The sequence below is a fragment of the uncultured Porphyromonas sp. genome, from assembly GCF_947254915.1.
Classification (GTDB): Bacteria; Bacteroidota; Bacteroidia; order Bacteroidales; family Porphyromonadaceae; genus Porphyromonas.
In genome coordinates, this window is sequence record NZ_CAMYEZ010000021.1 from 1 (window position 1) to 20518 (window position 20518).

Annotated in this window: 20 protein-coding genes and 1 pseudogene; 11 read left to right on the top strand and 10 right to left on the bottom strand. The window is 54.1% G+C overall.

The window, feature by feature from the left end:
• Positions 1 to 194 precede the first annotated feature (194 nt).
• The 6 genes from Q0X57_RS02510 to truA all read left to right on the top strand — a co-directional run bounded on the left by Q0X57_RS02510 (position 195) and on the right by truA (position 6802).
• Positions 195 to 422: a 4Fe-4S binding protein gene (locus Q0X57_RS02510; protein WP_004331567.1), complete on the top strand. Its 228-nt coding sequence runs from the start codon at positions 195 to 197 to the stop codon at positions 420 to 422.
• Between the two features lie 14 nt (positions 423 to 436).
• Positions 437 to 1516, top strand: coding sequence for a 3-methyl-2-oxobutanoate dehydrogenase subunit VorB (locus tag Q0X57_RS02515; protein WP_007365497.1), 1080 nt, complete (start codon positions 437 to 439; stop codon positions 1514 to 1516).
• A gap of 42 nt (positions 1517 to 1558) precedes the next feature.
• Entirely contained in the window at positions 1559 to 2362 is an 804-nt protein-coding gene (locus tag Q0X57_RS02520) for a thiamine pyrophosphate-dependent enzyme (RefSeq protein ID WP_007365492.1), read from the top strand.
• A gap of 19 nt (positions 2363 to 2381) precedes the next feature.
• The gene (locus Q0X57_RS02525; RefSeq protein WP_007365513.1) at positions 2382 to 2927 is read left to right on the top strand and encodes a 2-oxoacid:acceptor oxidoreductase family protein; all 546 of its coding nucleotides are present in this window, start codon (positions 2382 to 2384) and stop codon (positions 2925 to 2927) included.
• A 610-nt stretch (positions 2928 to 3537) separates the two neighbouring features.
• Positions 3538 to 5991, top strand: a complete 2454-nt coding sequence (topA, locus tag Q0X57_RS02530; protein WP_297727161.1) for a type I DNA topoisomerase — start codon at positions 3538 to 3540, stop codon at positions 5989 to 5991.
• A 22-nt stretch (positions 5992 to 6013) separates the two neighbouring features.
• Complete coding sequence (gene truA, locus Q0X57_RS02535) at positions 6014 to 6802, top strand: tRNA pseudouridine(38-40) synthase TruA (protein WP_297727163.1); 789 nt, start codon at positions 6014 to 6016, stop codon at positions 6800 to 6802.
• Positions 6803 to 7296: 494 nt separating this feature from the next.
• Here the strand turns inward: truA and Q0X57_RS02540 are convergent, their stop codons facing one another.
• The 10 genes from Q0X57_RS02540 to Q0X57_RS02585 are packed head-to-tail and all read right to left on the bottom strand — an operon-like array spanning position 7297 to position 15816.
• On the bottom strand, positions 7297 to 7764 hold the full coding sequence (locus Q0X57_RS02540) for a nucleoside deaminase (protein WP_297727165.1): 468 nt from the start codon (positions 7762 to 7764) through the stop codon (positions 7297 to 7299).
• A gap of 3 nt (positions 7765 to 7767) precedes the next feature.
• A complete protein-coding gene (locus Q0X57_RS02545; RefSeq protein WP_297727168.1) occupies positions 7768 to 8874 on the bottom strand; it encodes a TlpA disulfide reductase family protein in 1107 nt (368 codons plus the stop codon).
• Between the two features lie 18 nt (positions 8875 to 8892).
• Complete coding sequence (locus Q0X57_RS02550) at positions 8893 to 9612, bottom strand: NAD-dependent deacylase (protein ID WP_297727170.1); 720 nt, start codon at positions 9610 to 9612, stop codon at positions 8893 to 8895.
• A 42-nt stretch (positions 9613 to 9654) separates the two neighbouring features.
• On the bottom strand, positions 9655 to 10269 hold the full coding sequence (locus tag Q0X57_RS02555; RefSeq protein WP_297727173.1) for a ribonuclease HII: 615 nt from the start codon (positions 10267 to 10269) through the stop codon (positions 9655 to 9657).
• Between the two features lie 8 nt (positions 10270 to 10277).
• A complete protein-coding gene (locus Q0X57_RS02560) occupies positions 10278 to 11504 on the bottom strand; it encodes a cysteine desulfurase (RefSeq protein WP_297727176.1) in 1227 nt (408 codons plus the stop codon).
• A 24-nt stretch (positions 11505 to 11528) separates the two neighbouring features.
• Positions 11529 to 12410, bottom strand: a complete 882-nt coding sequence (gene menA, locus Q0X57_RS02565; RefSeq protein ID WP_297727179.1) for a 1,4-dihydroxy-2-naphthoate octaprenyltransferase — start codon at positions 12408 to 12410, stop codon at positions 11529 to 11531.
• Between the two features lie 33 nt (positions 12411 to 12443).
• Complete coding sequence (locus Q0X57_RS02570) at positions 12444 to 13820, bottom strand: aspartate kinase (RefSeq protein WP_297727182.1); 1377 nt, start codon at positions 13818 to 13820, stop codon at positions 12444 to 12446.
• Positions 13817 to 14566, bottom strand: a complete 750-nt coding sequence (locus Q0X57_RS02575) for an ATP-binding cassette domain-containing protein (RefSeq protein WP_297727185.1) — start codon at positions 14564 to 14566, stop codon at positions 13817 to 13819. The genes Q0X57_RS02570 and Q0X57_RS02575 overlap by 4 nt, the downstream gene beginning before the upstream one ends.
• 26 nt (positions 14567 to 14592) lie before the next feature.
• The gene (locus tag Q0X57_RS02580) at positions 14593 to 15120 is read right to left on the bottom strand and encodes an NAD(P)H-dependent oxidoreductase (protein ID WP_297727188.1); all 528 of its coding nucleotides are present in this window, start codon (positions 15118 to 15120) and stop codon (positions 14593 to 14595) included.
• Positions 15121 to 15126: 6 nt separating this feature from the next.
• The gene (locus Q0X57_RS02585) at positions 15127 to 15816 is read right to left on the bottom strand and encodes an outer membrane beta-barrel protein (protein ID WP_297727191.1); all 690 of its coding nucleotides are present in this window, start codon (positions 15814 to 15816) and stop codon (positions 15127 to 15129) included.
• 573 nt (positions 15817 to 16389) lie between these two features.
• On the opposite strand from Q0X57_RS02585, the gene Q0X57_RS02590 reads away from it, so the two are divergent.
• From Q0X57_RS02590 to Q0X57_RS02610, 5 genes and pseudogenes are all read left to right on the top strand, one after another.
• Positions 16390 to 17406, top strand: coding sequence for an aspartate-semialdehyde dehydrogenase (locus Q0X57_RS02590; RefSeq protein ID WP_297727194.1), 1017 nt, complete (start codon positions 16390 to 16392; stop codon positions 17404 to 17406).
• A gap of 23 nt (positions 17407 to 17429) precedes the next feature.
• The gene (locus Q0X57_RS02595; RefSeq protein ID WP_297727197.1) at positions 17430 to 17978 is read left to right on the top strand and encodes a DUF5063 domain-containing protein; all 549 of its coding nucleotides are present in this window, start codon (positions 17430 to 17432) and stop codon (positions 17976 to 17978) included.
• A 38-nt stretch (positions 17979 to 18016) separates the two neighbouring features.
• Positions 18017 to 18637, top strand: coding sequence for a 3'-5' exonuclease (locus tag Q0X57_RS02600; RefSeq protein WP_297727200.1), 621 nt, complete (start codon positions 18017 to 18019; stop codon positions 18635 to 18637).
• A 37-nt stretch (positions 18638 to 18674) separates the two neighbouring features.
• Positions 18675 to 19895, top strand: a complete 1221-nt coding sequence (locus tag Q0X57_RS02605; protein ID WP_297727203.1) for a class I SAM-dependent rRNA methyltransferase — start codon at positions 18675 to 18677, stop codon at positions 19893 to 19895.
• 3 nt (positions 19896 to 19898) lie between these two features.
• Positions 19899 to 20518, top strand: a pseudogene (locus Q0X57_RS02610) (sel1 repeat family protein); the annotation flags it as partial.

The window sequence follows — 20518 nt, forward strand, 5'->3', positions numbered from 1 at the left end:
GAAGTCATCAAAAACATCATTCTTGAGAAATTGCATTAGCGGGTGGAATGTACGAACAATCTTTTTCTCTACCTAATGGTAGGTATTCAAAATATTATTCGTAACTTTGAGGGCGAAGAACTAATTGTATCACGGTACTCCACCTTTATCCGTTGAGATGAGAGGGGGGTACAACAATCTATAAAGTACTACACATGGCAAAATTTAGAGGAGCAATCGTAGTCAACGAGCAGCGCTGCAAGGGGTGCAACCTCTGCGTTGTAGCGTGCCCTACTACGAGTATCTCGCTTCACCCTGATGAGGTGAACGATAAGGGGTATCACTACTGCTATATGAGTAGCCCCGAAACGTGCATTGGCTGCGCAAACTGTGGCGTGGTTTGTCCCGACGGTTGTATCAGCGTCTATAAAGTAACCCTTTAATCCTAATAGCTATCATGGCAGAAGTAAAACTGATGAAGGGCAACGAGGCCCTGGCACACTCGGCAATCCTCAACGGACTGGATGGCTATTTCGGATATCCTATCACACCTCAGTCTGAGGTCCTCGAGACTCTTATGTCACTACGCCCTTGGGAGAAGACTGGCATGGTCGTCCTGCAGGCTGAGAGCGAGGTCTCTTCTATCAACATGGTATACGGAGGCGCTGGCGCTGGTAAGCGTGTTATGACTTCCTCCTCTAGCCCTGGTATCAGCCTTATGGCTGAGGGTATCAGCTACATCGCTGGTGCAGAGCTACCTACTCTGATTGTCAACGTCATGCGTGGTGGTCCTGGTCTAGGTACGATCCAGCCAAGTCAGGCTGACTACTTCCAGACCACTAAGGGTGGTGGTCACGGTGACTACCGCCTCATCGTACTAGCTCCTTACTCTGTACAGGAGATGGTAGACTTCGTAGGTCTCGGTATGGATCTAGCATTTAAGTATCGCAACCCCGTCATGATGCTTAGCGATGGTATCATCGGACAGATGATGGAGAAGGTGGTACTACCCGATCAGAAGCCTCGTCACACGGATGAGGAGATCGCTGCTAGCTGTCCTTGGGCTACTACAGGTCATACACCTGACAAGCGCGCTATCATCACATCTCTTGAGCTAGACTCAGCTGTGATGGAGCAAAACAACCTACGCTTCCAGGAGAAGTATCGCAAGATTGAGGAGAACGAGATCCGCTACGAGGAGACGATGACGGAGGATGCTGACTACGTACTCGTAGCTTTTGGCTCTTCTGCACGTATCTGCCAGAAGGTCGTTCAGGTGGCTCGCCAAGAGGGGCTCAAGGTAGGTCTCGTACGTCCTATCACGCTATGGCCTTATCCATACGAGGTGATCTCCAAGCTCGCTGAGCGTGGTGTCAAGGGCTTCCTCTCTGTCGAGCTCAACGCTGGTCAGATGGTTGAGGATGTCAGACTAGCCGTCAACGGCCGTTGCCCTGTAGAGCACTTCGGACGTATGGGTGGTATGCTATTCTCTCCAGATGAGGTCCTCAACGCTCTGCGTACGAAGCTCGTCAAGTAAGCTTACCCTCTTATCAATAACCAGTAATAGACAACGAATATCATGGATATAAAGGATATAACCAAACCAGAGAACTTGGTATATCAGAAGCCAAGTCTGCTCAATAATAATACGATGCACTACTGCCCTGGCTGTAGCCACGGTGTCGTGCACAAGCTGGTTGCAGAGGTCCTCGAGGAGATGGGCATGGGCGACCAGGCCGTCGGTATAGCTCCTGTGGGCTGCTCCGTCTTCGCATACAACTATATAGACATTGACTGGCAGGAGGCTGCTCACGGACGTGCGCCCGCTGTAGCTACTGCTATCAAGCGTCTATACCCTAATAAGCTCGTCTTCACCTATCAGGGTGATGGTGACCTAGCTGCTATCGGTACCGCTGAGACGATCCACGCTGCAAACCGTGGTGAGAACATCGTCATCATCTTCATCAACAATGGTATCTACGGTATGACTGGTGGTCAGATGGCTCCTACCACACTACTCGGTATGAAGACTGTCACCTGCCCTGATGGTCGTACACCTGAGCTCAACGGCTACCCACTCGTTATCTCTAAGATCCTCTCTGAGCTAGACGGTACTTGCTACGTCACACGTCAGAGTGTACACACGGCTGGTGCTGTTCGCAAGGCTAAGAAGGCGCTACGCAAGGCTTTTGAGAACTCACTCGCAGGCAAGGGTACCAGCGTCGTTGAGTTTGTCTCAACCTGCAATACGGGCTGGAAGATGACTCCTGCTAAGGCTAATGAGTGGATGTCGAAGTTTATGGTCGACAAGTACGCTCTCGGTGACATCAAGGATGTCGAGTCTAAGGGTAGCAACGACGAGGTGGTTACAATGAAAATCTAATCAGACGAAAGGAACAACTATGAATTACGAAATAGTTATATCTGGCTTCGGAGGTCAGGGCGTACTCTCTATGGGTAAGATCATTGCTTACTCTGGTATTATGGAGAACAAGGAGGTATCCTGGATGCCTTCTTACGGTCCTGAGCAGCGTGGTGGTACAAGTAACGTCACGGTCATCGTAAGCGATGAGCCTGTCAGCTCACCCGTTGTCAACGAGTATGATGTCGTCATCGTGCTCAACCAACCATCACTCGACAAGTTCGGTCCTCGTGTCAAGAAGGGCGGTATCCTGATCTACGACCCAGCTCTCATCCAGCACAAGTCTGATCGCAAGGACATCAACATCTACGAGGTCCCCGCTACGGAGCAGAGTATGGAGATGGGTAATGACAAGATCTTCAATATGATCATACTCGGTGGTATGCTCAAGGCTGCTCCTATGCTAAAGCTCGAGAGCATCATCGCAGGACTTAAGAAGTCTCTGCCTGAGCGTCACCACAAGTTGATCCCCCTCAACGAGGAGGCTATCAAGCGCGGTATGAATAGTCTGAGCAAGGTCAACTAATCTAGGGAGACCCGCACACACTATAGAATATAATGTCAAGGCGTCCGCCGATCTACTCGTTAGATTGACGGACGCCTTCCCTTTGTGTCCAAAGACTTTCCCTTTCCCAAGTTTCACGGGAGGGAATATGTAATGGTTGCTGGATGCGGACTGTGACGTTTGAGTTATGGACTTTGTGTCCTACAGATTTGAGTTAGTTATTGTATTGCGCTTCTTTGTACCTTGCTGAAACATTTACAAGTTACAGACAGACATTGAATACACTAGAGTGCGTGGCTCTATAGCTTGCTATATTACCTTTGCATTGTCTATCTATGGTAGGAGGCTACAAAGTAACGACAAATATTTCAACCAAAAGTGCCCTACAAATCGGAGTCAGCCCCGCACCCCGAAGAACTCCATCTGAAACTCAGCGAGTTACCAATCTAGTTTCATCAAAGATCGGAGCAAACGCCTCGAAATTCATTTTTGCCGTGAAACTTGGGCTTTGTGTCTAAAGCCTTTCCCCGATCAGATGTTGAGCTTTTACCGCTAAAGCGTTCGTTTCCTTATAAAAGAGTACCTTTGCACCGATTGAGACTGAGGCAACGGTCTCAGATAGCGTGAGAATATGGCAAAGCAGAAGAACTTAGTAATAGTAGAGTCCCCCGCAAAGGCGAAGACGATTGGCAAATTCCTCGGAGCTGATTACAAAGTGCTCTCGAGCTATGGACACATACGTGACCTCAAGCCGAGCAGCTTTAGTGTAGACGTGGAGCATCACTTCGCACCCATCTATGAGATCCCCGCAGACAAGCAGCGTCTCGTATCGGAGCTTCGCAAAGCGGCTAAGGCGAGTGACGTCGTCTGGCTCGCATCCGATGAAGACCGCGAGGGAGAGGCGATCGCTTGGCACCTTTATCATGTGCTAGACCTACAGAACAAGGAGACACACCGTATCGCATTCCACGAGATTACCAAGAGCGCCATACAGCACGCCATACAGAACCCACGCTCGATCAACGAAAACCTCGTAGATGCCCAGCAGGCGCGTCGTGTCCTAGATCGTATCGTAGGCTTTGAGCTCTCGCCAGTCCTCTGGCGACGTGTCGGTCCCTCGCTCTCGGCTGGACGTGTGCAGAGCGTCGCCGTGCGTCTCATCGTAGAGCGGGAGCGCGAGATACTGGCCTTCCAGCCCGAGACTTCTTTTGCCATCTCATCTCGCCTAGAGACCAAGGGCGGAGAAACCTTTACTGCGACACTCCCTGACAACCTCCCCTCTGAGGAAGCTGCTCGCCAACTCATGCAGCGAGCTATTGATAGTCAGTCCACCTTTGCCGTGCAGCAGGTTGAGCAGAAGCCTGGGCGTCGCTCTCCATCGGCACCATTCACCACGAGTACGCTCCAGCAGGAGGCTTCTCGCAAGCTCGGTATGAGCGTCTCCAACACGATGCGTGTGGCGCAAGCTCTTTACGAGCGAGGTCTCATCACTTACATGCGTACCGACTCGGTCAATCTCTCCAGCCTCGCACTCCACGATGCCGAGACAGTAATCCTAGAGCAGTGGGGCGCCGGCTACTATCAGCGCCGACATTACCACGTTAAGAGCAAAGGGGCGCAGGAGGCGCACGAAGCTATTCGCCCTACCTATCTGCGCAACGCCACGATACAAGGGACCAAGCAGGAGCAAGCCCTCTACGATCTCATCCGCAAGCGCACGCTCGCTAGTCAGATGGCCGATGCACGCATCGAGCGGACGATCGCACAGATCGCTTCGCAGGGTGCAGAGCCCGTACGTCTAGAGGCTCGTGGCGAGGTAATCGTCTTCGACGGCTTCATCAGCGCTTACACAGAGAGCCGTGATGACGAGGAGGATACTAGTAGCAATGAGCTTCCCAAGCTGAAGGAGGGCGATGCGCTACAGCTACGAGAGATAGAGGGGCGCCAATCCTTTACCAAGCCCAAGCCCCGCTACACCGAAGCATCCCTCGTTCGCAAGATGGAGGAGCTAGGCATTGGTCGCCCGTCTACTTACGCACCGACGATTCAGACGATCCAAAACCGAGATTACGTTCGTCGTGGCGAGAGCCAAGGCGAGAGTCGCGATGTGCTATATCTCAGCTGGCAGCATAGTGCAGGAAATACAACTATAAAGTCGCACCGGCAGAAGGAGCGCTACGGTGGCGACCGTGGACGGCTGGTCCCCACTGATATGGGCATTGTGGTGACCGACTTCCTGATGGAAAACTTCTCCCGTGTCGTGGACTACAACTTCACGGCCGATGTCGAGGAGCGCTTTGACAAAGTTGCCGAGGGCGAGGCTCAGTGGCAGGATCTGATTGGAACGTTTTACGATAAGTTCCACCCGATGATCGAGGAGCAAAGCCAGTCAGGTGCCAAGCGCTATACAGGCGAGCGTCTGCTCGGCACCGATCCCGTCAGTGGCAAACCAGTTATCGCGCGCATCGGTCGCTACGGTCCGATGGTACAGATCGGAGAGGCACCTGACAATGATCTGCCCGAGGCGGAGCGGGAGCGCCTGAAGCCACGCTTCGCCAGTATCCCCAGCAATCTGCTCATAGAGACCATCACGCTAGAGGAGGCGCTGAAGCTCTTTGACCTGCCCCGCACGGTCGGTGAGTTTGAGGGAGGGGCTGTGGTCGCGGCTGTTGGTCGCTTTGGCCCTTATCTACGGCACAAAGGCGCCTTCACCTCAATTCCCAAGAGCAGTGGCCTGACGCCCGAGGAGATAACGCTCCAGGAGGCAATCGAGCTGATCGAGGAGAAGCGTCGCAAGGACGCTGCCAGTCTGCTCAAGAGCTTCCCCGAGGACCCCGACATTGCGATCCGTGACGGACGTTGGGGCGCTTACATTAAGGCGGGCAAGAAGAACTACAAGCTCACCAAGGAGCAGAAAGTTGACCCCACGAAGCTGACATACGCCGAGGTCGTCGCCATCATCGCTGAGCAAGACAAAGAGACCCCGAAGAAGGGACGTACCACGACGAAGAAGACTACAACGAAGAAGGCGACTACCACTGCCAAGAAGGCAGCGCCTAAGCGTAGTGCAGCCTCTAAGTCTTGATAGCTCCCCACCCTCAAAAGCCATGGAGGCACCCGTACAGCGAGTATTCCTCGAGGTAGCTTACGACGGCACCAACTACTGTGGCTGGCAGGTACAGCCCCGTGGTGTCTCGGTGCAGTCTGAGCTAGAGCGCGCCCTATCCATACTCTTTCGCCAGCCGATCTCGGTCACGGGAGCTGGTCGCACAGACGCTGGAGTACACGCCTACAGTATGATGGCGCATGCCGATCTTCCGATCCCGCACCCACCGCTAGCACAGATACAGAGAGGCTTGTGTGGCATCCTGCGTGGTGGCATATCCGTTCGCTCTGTCACACCCGTCATCCCGACGGCTCACGCCCGCTTTGACGCTACCTCACGAAGGTATCACTACTACATCTCGGCTTGTAGCAACCCCTTCTGGGGTGACTACTGCTGGGAGCGACGCACGCTCCCCGATATGGAGCTGATGAACGAAGCTTGTCGTCACTTCATCGGTGAGCACGACTTCACCTCCTTTAGCAAGCTACACACGCAGACGAAGCACAATCGCTGTACCGTCTATACAGCGCATTGGGAGCAGGTAGAGATGCCTGGTCTCTGGGATGCGATGCGCTACGAGGTGTGTGCCAATCGCTTCCTCCACGGCATGGTGCGTACGATGGTCGGGACGCTCCTCGAGGTGGGCTACGGACAGCGCATACCAGACTCTATCGCAGAGCTGATCCAGAGAGAAGACCGCACGCTAGCCGGCTCGGCAGCGCCAGCTCGTGCACTCTTCTTCGTCGAGGCCACCTATCCCGACTCGATCTATAGCCTAGATCCTCAGTAAGAGCCTCATCGGCTACTCACGCTCCCGCCACATTGATCCACTAGAAACAGCGCCTCAGGGGTTGTCGTCCCCGCTGACTTCTATCTCTCCTGAGGAGATCGGCAAGCTCCAGGGAGCAAACGAAAATTCCCCACGGAAGGCCGAAATAAAAGTTCGGAAGAATGAAATGAAAGTTCGGAAGAAAGAAACCAAAGTTCCGAAGAATTACTTCGTTTCTCACTGGATAATCCAAACTCTCCACCGAGGAATCTTGCGATTTCCTTGATAGCGATGTAGATGAAGACATCCCGTGTCATGCGTTAGCCCTGATGCGAATAGTTTCTCCTAGATGAAACTCCAGTTTCTCCTATATGAAACTTTAGTGCCAAAGGGGTATGAAACTCCAGTTTCACTAGGTGAAACCAAGGTTTGACGGGGTTTTGCTTCGACGGCTCAGAGGCATTCGTCGCGTACCGCTCAAGGCTTTTAGATTTGCTTGTTGTGTAGGAGGGCGGTTAGCGAGAGCGGCGCTTGCGCTGGAAGTAGGAGACCATCAGTTCGCGGCACTCCTCCTCACAGACACCTCCCACGATGACACTCTTGGGGTGGGGGAGCGTACTGCTGTAGCGCATGTAGCCGCCCTTGGAGTCAGCAGCGCCATAGACGATACGTCCTATCTGTGTCCAGCGCAAGGCACCCATACACATGGGGCAGGGCTCGACGGTCACGTAGAGCGTGCACTGCGGGAGGTACTTGCCTCCGATGGCTGCAGTGGCCTGCGTGATGGCAAGCATCTCGGCGTGGGCCGTGGGGTCGTTGAGTAGCTCGACTTGGTTATGACTCTTTGCTAAGATGCGTGTGCCGACCGCTATGACAGCTCCGATGGGCACTTCGTCAGCTTCGTAAGCTATGAGAGCCTGCTGGAGGGCTAGTCGCATCATGCGCTCGTCTAGGAGTGGATCTATGGGAGGGAGCCCAGTCATACCCTAGCGATAGATTGACTCAAGCGTGGCGAAGAGCTCGGCACCACGTAGGGAGCGTGCGACAATTGTTCCATCGGGTGCTATCAGCATAATCTCGGGGATGCTATAGATACCGTAGGTGACGGAGGTACGAGGGGTTGGCTCGTATAGTTGTGTCCACTGGATCTGGTACTCGGACTGTAGCATCTTGAGATTGTATAGCTCGTCCCAAAAGAATATGCCAACCATATTAAGCCCTCGCCTATGATAGGTTTTGTAAGCTTTGATTAGGTTGGGCATCTCGTCCAAGCAAGGCTTGCACCAGCCAGCCCAGCAGTGTATGAGGGTATAGCATTCAGGGACAAGTTGGTTGGATAGATAGGTCGTATCGCCCTCAAGTGTCTCTAGGGGAAGGTCTATCATAGGGGTGCCAGGAGCGGTACGGTAAAAGTTGTCTACGGTACGAAGGTAGAAGGCTATCTCGCTATTGTTTAGTACGATAGGTCCCATATGGTTTCGCACGAAAGGCACCATCTCAAGAAGGCTTTCATAGTTGATCGTCAGGAGCATTAGCGAGGAGATGATTCCTACTGGGTCGTTGGGATGGCGCAGGCAGTAGTCTTTAGCCAGTGCGGTGTAGTTGTCGATGGCGGACTTAAAGCCTTGATCGAAGGCATCATAGAGCGCACTGTCAGGCGGTACGTTGGCCAGCTTTCGCTTGAAGTCTCCTCCCAAGCTGTCGAGGGAGACGTAGAGGCGGTCGAGCTCTTGATTGAGATAGTCACCCTCGATTAGTCTACGCTTGATGAAGTCAATAACGAGTGGCTGTGTCGAGAGGACGATTGGGATAGGTTGCTCTCCAGTTATCTCTAGGTAAGCGATGTCTTGGCCCATGCTGTCCACATAGTCTCCCTTGAGGTGAAACTCCCCTTTGTACACAAAGCAACTGTCGATGGTTTTACCGTCTAGAGTCAACTTGAGCAAAGGCGGGTCGGCACCTTCCTGCGCATCGGTGTATCCTGATATGTGGTATCGCTGTTGCTTGTGGCAACTGCAGAGGAGGCTCAGCACAAGGATGGAGAGCAGGAGGAGTGTCCTAGAGAGGCGTTGCTGTATGGTGTGAGTAGACATGAGTGGAGGAAAGGACTATTACGACTGAGGCATCAAGATGTCAAGCAACTCTTTGACCCCTTGCGTGGCAACCTTCTGAATGTGTGTGACATGAGCGATGCCGTGCGTATTGACCTCTTTGGGATCAATGAGATAGATGGGGGTGCCATTGGGAACATAGGCGAGGAGACTCGCGGCGGGGTAGACATTGAGCGAGGTGCCGACGACCACCATAATGTCTGCCTGGCTTGCCTCACGGATGGCTGGCTCGATCATAGGGACTGCCTCGCCAAACCATACGATAAAAGGTCTCAGCTGCGACCCATCGGGAGCGAGATCGCCCACATGCAGGTCGGGGTGCTCGGGATCGACGGGATAAGTCTTCTGCGTATTGCGTACGGAGCAGTTTTTCATCAACTCGCCATGGAGGTGGATTACCTTGCTACTGCCAGCACGCTCGTGGAGGTTGTCCACATTTTGCGTTACGACAGTCACATCGTACTGACGCTCTAGCTCGGCCAGTCCATAGTGTGCCGCATTGGGCTCGCAACCTACATAGTCACGACGACGAGCATTGTAGAAGTCTAGCACCAACTGAGGATTGCGTACGAAGCCTTCGATGGAGGCTACGTCCTGGACGGGGTAGTTCTCCCACAGTCCGTCACTATCCCTAAAGGTGGATATGCCACTCTCGGCACTGACGCCAGCGCCGGTGAGGATGACCAGCTTGTGCTTCGCTTGATTGCTTGGATTAGTCATAGTGTCTGTCTTCTTTTATAGTGTGCGCCTAAGGTGCGAAACTTATCTCTCAAGGTCAAATAAGGGCTCGGGCTGCAAGAGTTGAAAGCCCTGTCGGTGTAATGGACAGGAGCCGTACTGGCGGATCCCCTCACGGTGCTGCGCTGTCGGGTAACCTTTGTTTTGCGCCCAGCCGTAGTACGGGTAGTGCTGCGCTTGCTGGGTCATATACTCGTCTCGGTGCGTCTTGGCAAGGATAGAGGCGGCGGCAATGGCGAGGTAGCGGTCGTCGCCCTTGACGATGGTGTGGTACTCGACCTCGTCGGGGCGTGGGTCGTAGTAGTTGCCGTCAATGAGCAGACGCTCGGGTGTGCAGGGCAAAGCTTCGATGGCACGCTGCATAGCAAGCATAGAGGCGTGGAGGATATTGATCTGCTGGATCTCCTGAACGGTTGCCACGCCCACGGCCCACGCTGTGGCGTGCTCCTCGATGAAGTGGCGTAGCTCTTCGCGCTGCTTTGCGGTGAGCTTCTTACTATCTCGCAGATGCGGGTGGTCTAGCGTGTCGGGCCAGACGACTGCTACCGCATAGAGGTCGCCAGCGAGGGCTCCTCGTCCAGCCTCGTCACAGCCGCACTCGATGAGTCCGTCCGATGCGTAGCGATGTAGTAAGGACATAGCCACCTTTAGCCTAGCATGGTGAGCGCACGGTGTAGCGCTTTCGCAAAGATCTCTAGATCCTCGTGCGTGTTGTACAGACCAAGGGAAGCTCTGATCGTGGCGTGGTGTCCCATACCCTCAATGAGCGGGATGGCGCAGTGATGCCCCGTGCGGAGTGCTACGCCCTGCTGGTCTAGGAGCAGACCGAGGTCATAAGCGTGTGCCTGATGGCTGATGAAGGTGACGACGGCTCCCTTGCCAGGGGCGGTACCGAGGATCTCGAGCGAAGGCTCCTGACTGATGATCTGCGTGAGATGCTCTAGGAGCTCGGTCTCGTAAGCGTGGATGCGGTCGAGACCGATAGCGGAGATGTACTCAACGGCTGTGGCGAAGGCGTGCGAACCGATGAAGTCGGGCGTGCCTGCCTCAAACTTGTACGGCAGTTCGTTGAAGGTGGTCTCCTCAAAGGATACGTGCTCGATCATTTCGCCACCATACTGGTAGGGCGGTATCTGCTCAAGGAGCTTGCGCCGTCCCCATACGATGCCGATGCCTGTGGGGCCGTACACTTTGTGAGATGAGCAGACGTAAGCGTCGATACCGAGCTCCTGCACATTGACCGACATGTGGGGCGCGGACTGAGCTCCATCGACGATGATGATGGCGCCCTTGTCGTGAGCCAGACGAGCTAGCTGTGCGATAGGATTGACCGTGCCGAGGACGTTGCTCACATGCGCCACGGAGACTATCTTAGTGCGGTCGGAGAGTAGCGCCTCAAAGGCGGGGAGGTCCAGCGAACCGTCCTCTAGAAGCGGAGCGACACGCAGATGCGCTCCTTTGCGTAGGCAGAGCTGTTGCCACGGCACGAGGTTAGCGTGGTGCTCCATGGCGGTGATGAGCACTTCGTCATCGGGACCGACGAGCGTTTCGCCAGCCGTAGAGGCTAGCAGGTTGAGCCCTTCGGTGGTGCCACGTGTGAAGATTACTTCGTTAGGGTCGGACGCACCGATGAAATGTGCCAGCGTGGCACGCGCAGCTTCGTGGCGATCGGTCGCCTCACGGCTGAGCTGGTAGACGCCTCGATGGACGTTGGCGTTGTATCGTGTGTAGCCCTCGGTGATAGCATCGATGACCACTTGAGGCTTTTGCGTAGTGGCACCGCTGTCTAGGTAGACCCAGCCAGGCTGCGCTGAGGCGTAGTGCTGTATGAGCGGGAAGTCTAGACGATATGAGGAGAGGTCTGTGGAAGACATAAGGATAAGGGAGAAATGTTTTGACTAAAGCAACAGCCTGTCAATCAGGTAGGCTGCTATATGTACGACGGCTAGCAAGACGACACCCATAGAGGTGCGCCTGAGCACAGCGTTGAGCTGGCTGCCTGTCACATGGATCATCTGACGGTATACGGATAGCGCGTAAAGGAGGTAGGGGAGGAGTAGGACGATGCCCCAGATGTTTCCCTTGAAGGCAATGATGGAGAGGAGCCATGCGAGGAGTATGTTGGCCAAGTAAAACTTCGGGGCGAACTCTTGCCCGAGACGTACGATGCTCGTTCGCTTATTGTTTTTGCGATCCTCCTCGTAGTCTCGGTAATTATTGACCACTAGGATATTGACCGCCACCGCTCCCATGGCTGTTGCCACGAGAAAGCTCTGTGTAGTGACCGCTCCCGTCAGCAGGTAGTAAGTGGTCATGACAGCGACCCAGCCGTAGAAGGTCATCACCGCCACGTCGCCTAGCCCGAGGTAAGCGAGCGGGAAGGGGCCACCTGTGTACATCCAGGCGAAGAGTATGATGAGCGCCCCGAGGAGTAGTAGCCATGGGCTAGTCAGCAGGCAAAGGGTCACCCCCGCCACGGCTGCGATGAGCCCCCAAAAGAGAGCCACCCCGATGATGTCACGCTCTCGCAATTGACCCGAAGCGAGCGGACGGATAAAGCCTACGCGCTCCTCGCCATCAGCGCCATGCTTGAAGTCGTAGTAGTCGTTGCAACAGTTCGAAAAGGATTGTGCCGACAGCCCCACGACAAGGCAGAGCGTCCCGATGATCCAGTTAGAGTCGCCCTGTAACCAAGCCAAAGCGATGGCAACGGCTATCGGTGCTAGCGAGGCTGGCCAACTGTACGGTCGTGAGACCGAGATGAATTGCTTGAGGGTCATAACGTAGAGCGAGTGTCTCCAGTCTACACTTTATTATAGTACTTCTGGTCCTGGCGTACGCAGATGAGCGAAGAGGTGATCCGAGAGATAGACCATCGCACGCTTCTTCTCCTCCGTTGCGATGACTAGGTCAATGCTGTTGTTGCTAGTCCCGTAGCAGATGAGCCGTACAGCGACATCGTCCACCGCCTCGAGGATACGCGCCTCAAAGCCTATGCGATGCCAACCCATATCTCCGACAATTGCCAGGATTGAGAGGTCGCTCTGCACGGAGCCCTCTGCCCAGGGAGTCATCTCCTTAATCAACGTATCTATAGCCCCCGAGTCCTCCTCCGTGACGATGACGTAGCCATCGCCCGAAGCCATCAAGATGTCTGGCTCTATATGCAGACGGTGCATAGCCTCCGTCAGCGTAATGAGGAATTGCCCCGTAGAGACGTCGCTATTGCTCAGATGTTTCAGCAGAAGCGTCACGACACACATCCCATCCTTTGCCGAGATCGCTTTGATCATATCTCTATTTGTCACATGAGATATGAGCGTGCCAGGGGCCGAGGGGTCGAGCGTGTTGAGCAGTCTCACTGGGATACCCGCACGTCTTGCTGGCTCGATGCAAGCAGGGTGCAATATCTTAGCACCACAACGTGCTAGCTCGGCTGCCTCGCCAAAGCTCAGACGACGCACTGGCGACGTCATATTGACCACCCGCGGATCGTTGTTGTGTAGCCCGTCAATGTCGGTCCATATCTGTATCTCCTCAGCTTGGACCGCCTCGCCAATGAGTGTAGCACTGTAGTCACTCCCGCCACGACGCAGGTTGTCCACCTCGCCGAAAGCGTTGCGACAGATGTACCCCTCCGTGAGAAAAAGCGCCTCCGCATCTCGCACTTCCTCAACCATCGGGCGCAACCGCTGAGCGATGTACTCTATGTCCGGTCGTCCCTCGTGAGTAATGCGCATAAAGTCTAGCGCCTGAAGCTTGTGCGGTGTAATCCCCTCGTAGAGTTGTAGCGTGAGCGCCATCAGAGCGGTACACATCATCTCTCCGCAGGCGAGGATCTGCTTCTCGTCGTTGTGGGTAAAAGCCTCGTTGAGCGTCTGTAATAGGAGACTGTCCAAGATTGGGGTCAAAGCCTCTTCCGCCAGCTGCTGGTGTAGCTCATGCCCCGCAAAGAGCTCTGGTACCACGTTGTCTATATAGCGGCTGCGGAGCATCTCCACATGACGGGTCGCACGGTCACGCTCGCCAGAGGTAATCAGCTGCGTCAGCGTCACGAGATCGTTCGTCGTGCCTGCCATAGCCGAGAGTACCAGCGTCTTGCGCCCTGGTACACATGCCACTAGATGCGCTACCGAGCGTATGCGATCTGGTGAACCGACAGAGGTGCCGCCAAACTTCAGTACGATCATAGCGCTGCTTCAATAGGATTGACAAAAGGCTCTGAGCTAGTCTTCTCAACTTGTTTGGAGGTAGGGTGTAGGTCAATACGCTCTAGTGTATGGCTCTCTAGGTTGATATGGTATCTCGTAGCAGGCAGTTCCTGTATGAGCGTCTCATTGTGCGTACTCATCAGCACTGCTACACCCTCCTTAGCTAGGGACTGGATCAGCTGACCGATCAGTAGCGACGTCTCACTGTCTAGTCCCGTCGTAGGCTCATCAAGTAGGATCAGTCGTGGACGTACGACTAGGGCACGCGCTATGCAGATACGCTCTGCCTCTCCACCGCTCAGCTCGTGCGGGTACTTGTAGTGCTTGCCCTCCATGCCGACCTGCTTTAGCGCCTCCTCGATACGTATAGCACGTTGCTCCCGCTTTTTCACTCCCACAGCACGCAGGACGAAGTCTAGGTTGCCCTGCACCGTGTAGTTATATAGGAGCTGCGCCTGTGACTGGAAGACGATCCCCAGCAAGCGCCTCAGAGCTTGTCTCTGACGTACTGACATGCGGTGCAGGTTGTAGTCCAGCACCTTAGCGACGCCTCCCTTAGGCGCCAGCTCGCCATAGAGTAGCTCTAGGAGCGAACTCTTGCCACTTCCCACGGGACCCGTGAGGTAGGCAAAGTCCCCCGCTTCGAGCGATAGTGTGACGTCTCGTAGTAGTTCATGCTCCTGGCGTGATACCGTGACGCCCTGTAGGTCAATGATCGTACTCATAAGTGGCTAACGTCTAGATTAACTGTTTACTGTAGCGCAAAGCGCAGATACGCCTCGCAGTTTGCCGGCAACCTCTCGGCGACCGTATCGCTATAAGTATCGTAAAAGGCGTGATGCCCTATGTAGTCAGCTCGTGCGAAAGCTGCTAGCCCCTCATATGGTGTGAGGAAAGTCGCTAGCGTATGTAGCTGAGAAGCGCCCTCGCAGAAGTTTGCCTCAGCGCTACCGCATGAGACAGCGACACCGAGCTGACGACCAACCCATGCATCGCCCCCCTCACCGAAGGCCCAGCCCTCGCCAAAGACCTCGTCAGTCCACTGCTTCAGGATCGCTGGAGCGGAGTACCAGTAGAGGGGAAACTGTAGTATCACACGATCGTGACGCTCCACGAGCGCACGCTCATGCGCCACATCTATAGGCGTCCCTGTGGGGTAAGCGTCACAGAGGCTATGTATCGTAGCGTGCCCCGTGAGCGCCTCCATCCAAGCTTTGTTGATGACAGAGTGCTCCATGTCGGGGTGCGCTACAATAATCAGCGTGTTATGATTCTTCATAAGAACTTAGAACGTAAAGCCAGCACCGAGATAGAAGGAGGTATTGCGCATAGCCTTCTGACCAAGCTTCTCTAGCTTGGGATCGTTCTTCTCAAGCTTCAGTTCATCGACGAAGCCCAAGTCAGCACCTAGCATACCGTACCACGAGCCGAAGGTTACTTTAGCCTTGGCTCCCAGACCGATGTCGTAGCGCTTGAGCTTGGCACTATCCATACCGAGGATACCATCCTTGTAGACATTATAAGTATCCTTTATCTCGTCTAGGAGCTTTCCTTGGCTTACGGTAGCTCCTAGAGCGTAAGCAAAGTAGGGACCAGCCTCTATGGAGCAACCGATACGAGGAGTCACGTTCAGGCGCACACCCACATTGATGGGGATCTGCATATAATGGCTGTAAATCTTGACGTCGCCACTCTTCCCCATTAAGTCGAGGACTGTATACTGATTTCCCTTCATCGCAAGAGATAGTCCCGTGCCGATGTACATCATCTTGCCCACGTTGACATCCAGTCCGGCACCGAGACGGTAGCCGACGAAAACCTTGTTTTCAGAGATATCTTGGATCGTCTTGGCCTGTGAGAGGTTAAAGAGCGGAGCTGCGTCAACGTAGATACGCAGAGGCATCTGAGCCTGCGCTGTGCCACCGAGTGCGCAGAGCGCCACGAGTGAAAGTAGTAGTGTACGTAGTCTTGTCATAGTTCTATGAGTATAAGCTAATGTTCTATTTACTCCTCAAAAGTACAACAATCTTGCGAGATGGGCTTGCAGTACCACACCAAGATTTAGGATTGATGCGTTATATGAGGATGAGTTCATCCACGTATCAATGAAGGAAATCGAACAATTCCTCCGTGGAAATTCTGAATTCTCCAGCGAGGAACAGGGAAATTCTTCCGAACTTTTATTTCATTCTTCCGAAGTTTCATTTCATTCTTCCGAACTTTTATTTCGTCGCTCGGTGGGGAGTTTTCATTTCCTCGGTGGAGATCTCCGATTTCCTCGGGAGAGATTGCTATCTACAGAGATGAAGGAGTAGCTATATAGTGGGGCTATAGCGCTATATAACGAAACTCAAGCTATAGACCCCTTGGTCGTCGTTATGCGTACTCCCTAGAATACAGGGTTACGATGCATCAAATTTGCAGAATCTGTGGTGGGGACTTTTTGCCGATTGCTGTAGATTGGGTACTTTTGCATTGGAGCTGGAGACAACTCTCTGAGCTTACGGTCATATAGACCTCAATTCAAACTCTACAGAAGGATAATAATATGAATATAGCTATAGTAGGTGCCAGTGGTGCCGTGGGGCGTGAGTTCCTCCGTCTTTTGGAGCACCGTGACTTCCCAATTGATGAACTGAGACTCTTTGGCTCGTCTCGCAGTGCGGGCAGTGAAATCACTTTCCGTGGTAAGGTATACAAGATAAAGCTCCTGGCTCAAAACGATGACTTCAAGGATATTGACATCGCCTTCGTCTCTGCTGGGGGACAGACGGCACTAGACTTCGCCAGCACGATCACGAAGCATGGCGCTCTGATGATCGACAATTCGAGTGCCTTCCGTATGGATCCCGAGGTGCCGCTCGTTGTGCCCGAGGTCAACGGCGCTGATGCGCTACACCCAGCCAAGAGGATCATCGCTAACCCGAACTGTAGTACGATCCAAATGATTGTGGCACTGGCTCCGATCCATGCGCTGAGTCCGATAGAGCGTGTGCATGTGGCTACTTACCAAGCTGCTAGCGGTGCGGGTCACGATGCGATGCTCGAGCTGGAGGGGCAGGTGCGTGACCAGGCTATGGGCAAGCCCCTGCAGACGAAGGCTTTCGGCAATCAACTCCTATATAATCTCATTCCACAGATTGACATCTTTACGGACAATGATTATACGAAAGAGGAGATGAAGATGTACAATGAGACCTGCAAGATCCTGCACAATGATGATATACGTGTCAGTGCCACCTGCGTGCGTGTCCCAGTACTGCGTGCCCATAGCGAGGCTATCTGGGTGAAGTGTGCTGAGCCACTCACGGTGGAGGCGGTGCGCGAGGCGATGTCGCAGCAGAAGGGGCTACTTCTGATGGACGATCCCGCCAAGCGTAGCTATCCGATGCCTCTACACTGCTCTATGCAAGAGCCAGTCTATGTGGGACGTCTGAGAGCTGACCTCGCCGAGCCAGGCTGTGTTACTTTCTGGTGCGTGGCTGACCAGATTATGAAGGGGGCTGCGCTCAATGCCATTCAGATTGCTGAGTACCTGATCCAGGAAGGTGCTTTTGCTAAGTAAAGTCTTGATCCATTAGAGTGCATATGGAGCAAACGAGCGAGAGCAATCCGCAGGAGCTAGTCGCCTTTCTCACGCTGTGCAAGGACTACTGTGCGCTCATAGAGCATGTGTCTGAGTATAGTCGTGCGGACTTCGTAGGGCGTGCCTACGGCTATCTGCCAGAGATCTTTAGCTACTTATTGCAGATGCCAGCTACCTCTACGGAGGAGCTGGAGGAGTGGCTCACGGGCTACACGCAGATGATCTCGGATGAGACGGTGAGCTACTACGAGGAGCAGGTGCGTGCGCTACTGGGGGAGGAGCTGGATCTCTTCCTACACTACCCAGTGGGTGTGACGCAGGATGGCGAGCTACAGCCTGAGCGTCTCTCACGGCTCTTGGTGCTGATCTACCGTGAGCTGGGTACGCCTTTGCTGGTGCTTAGAGAGGATGCTGGAGAGCTACTCGTTGCAACGCTTGCGATACTGCAATACGCTTTTGACACATACCTAGGCGATGCGCTCCTCTCAGCCCTGCGCGTGCTACACTATCACAAGAATAGCGAAGCTCTAGAGGAAGATACTGACTGCTGAGCCACAGGAAGCATACATTATATAAAGAGTAAACAATCGTGCTGTCATCAATTACTAAAGAGGAGATAGGCAAACTAGCCAAAGCGACCTTCACAGGTGAAATCGTTGTCGTGGACTCGCTCCCGCAAGTGGAGCCTGCCGTAGCAGCTCTAGAGCAGTGTGCTATAATCGGTATGGACACAGAGTCTAAGCCTGTCTTTAAGAAGTATGAGCGTCAGTCGGTAGCGCTTATTCAGCTGTCGAGCGAGAGTTGCTGCTACCTCTTTAGGATTAACAAGATAGGCATCCCGCCACGCCTGCAGGGACTACTGGAGCGTGAGGACATACTCAAGGTGGGGCTAGACCTTTGCGGGGATCGGAGACAGCTGAGGAGGTTTTCACCAGAGTTACATCCACAGGGCTTCGTAGACCTACAGCGTCTTACACCTGCCTACGGTATCCACGACTTGGGTCTGCAAAAGATCTATGCGATACTCTTCGCTGAGAAGATTAGCAAGCGGGCTCAGCTGAGCAACTGGGAGGCGGCTACGCTAACGCCTGCGCAGCAAAGCTACGCTGCACTAGACGCATACGCTTGTCTCCGCATCTATCATCGTCTTGAGTCGGAGCCGATGCCACTACTGCACCACTTCGGACTCTGCCCCGAGCAACCATCCTAGGACTTTACCACAAGAGCTACAACCTACCACCACTCCTATGTATCAGTTATACCTCAAGCCTCATCGTGAGGAGCCTCTCCTCAGACACCATCCATGGGTCTTCTCAGGCGCACTGCAGCGCAGCAAGGAGAGCATACCGCTAGGCGCGACAGTGACTATCCTTAATCATGATGGCTCTCAGCGACTAGGTCAAGGCGTTTACGAGGGCGGTACGATAGCTGTCCGTATGCTGACCTTTGGCGAGGAGGAGATAGGGGAGTGGCGTGCCTTTTTTACCGCACGTCTGAGCCAAGCGCTGCAGCTTCGCAAGACGCTCCTCCAGAGCCAAGACGGGCGACCGACAAACTGCTGGCGTCTATGCTATGGCGAGAGCGACTTCATACCAGGGCTGGTCATCGACATCTACCGAGAGGTGGCTGTGATACAGATACATGCGCTGAGCCTCTACCCGCTACGTCAGTTGATCGCTGAGGTGCTGTGCGAGCTCCCAGAGCTAGGCGTGCAGTACGTCTACGACAAGTCTGTTGAGACGCTCCCAGCGCAGACACCTAGCGACTGGATTATGCCAAATGGCTACCTAGGCAAGGCGCCATCGGCGGAGTATGATCGGACGGTGCAGGAGTACGGTTACAGTTTCCTGCCAGACTGGGAGCGAGGACAGAAGACTGGCTTCTTCGTAGACCAGCGTGACAACCGACATCTTGTCGAGTCGTACGCTCGGGGGCGCAATGTCCTCAACATCTGCTGCTACTCGGGGGGCTTCTCCGTCTATGCTCTCGGAGGGGGAGCCCAGCGCGTCGTCTCGATAGATAGTTCTGCACGAGCTATCTCACTTTGCGAGGAGAGTGTGGCGATCAACTTCTCGTCAGACCCAGAGACGCAGCAGAGGCACGAGGCGGTCGTGGCTGATGCTTTCGACTATCTCTCTGCGATCGAGCCAGGAGCCTACGACCTGATCGTCTTAGATCCACCAGCTTTTGTCAAGCAGCGCAACCATAAGCAACAAGGGCTGGGAGGGTACCGCCGATTGAATGAATCAGCCCTCAGAGCGATCGCCCATGGTGGACTGCTCTTCACCTTTAGCTGCTCGCAGGCCGTCACGATGGAGGAGTTTACCCTAGCGGTGATGACGGCTGCCACGCTGGCGGGGCGAGAGGTGCGTATCCTCAAGCGTTTGGGGCAAAGTCCCTGTCATCCGATCAACATCTTTTATCCAGAGGGGGAGTATCTCAAGGGATTGCTCCTCTACGTCTCTTGATCCATGCCCTCTAAGCCCAAAGAGTCTAGCTCAGACCTACTCTCGCCACAGACGACCAGTGCCGTGGCTGGCGGTATTGACTGCGAGCAACTCTTTGCCTTGATGACGCAACAGCTCGTCCTTGTCGTTGATACGAGACGATCGGGCAAGCTTTACAGTCTTCTGCAGAAAGAGCTAGAGGCTCCGACCGATCATCTCAAGTATCTGCAGACAGAGGGGTTATACTGGCTACATCGTGCGGCTCGTCACGACTCGCTCCCTGCGATAGACTACTTAGTTAAGCTCTATCAGCCACACTCTGACAGGACTGCGCAAAACTGTCTGAGGCGCTACCTGCGCCAGAGGGTAGCCCTGAGGGGAAATGTGGAGGATCTGTACGCTCTGGCACTACACTTGACGAGTCCGCAGACGGGACTAAGGAAGAACTACCGAGAGGCGAGCGACTACTTGCGTATGGCGATTCAGCTAGGGCATCCGAAGTCTCATCTCCTCTTAGCGCAAATGTATCAGAGAGGCTTGGGCGTAGTGCGTAGTCACGAGCAATATCTCTATCACTTAGAGACGGCTGCCGAGGCGGGGCTCGTGGAGGCTCAGATAGCACTCGCAAGAGCTTACGCACAGGA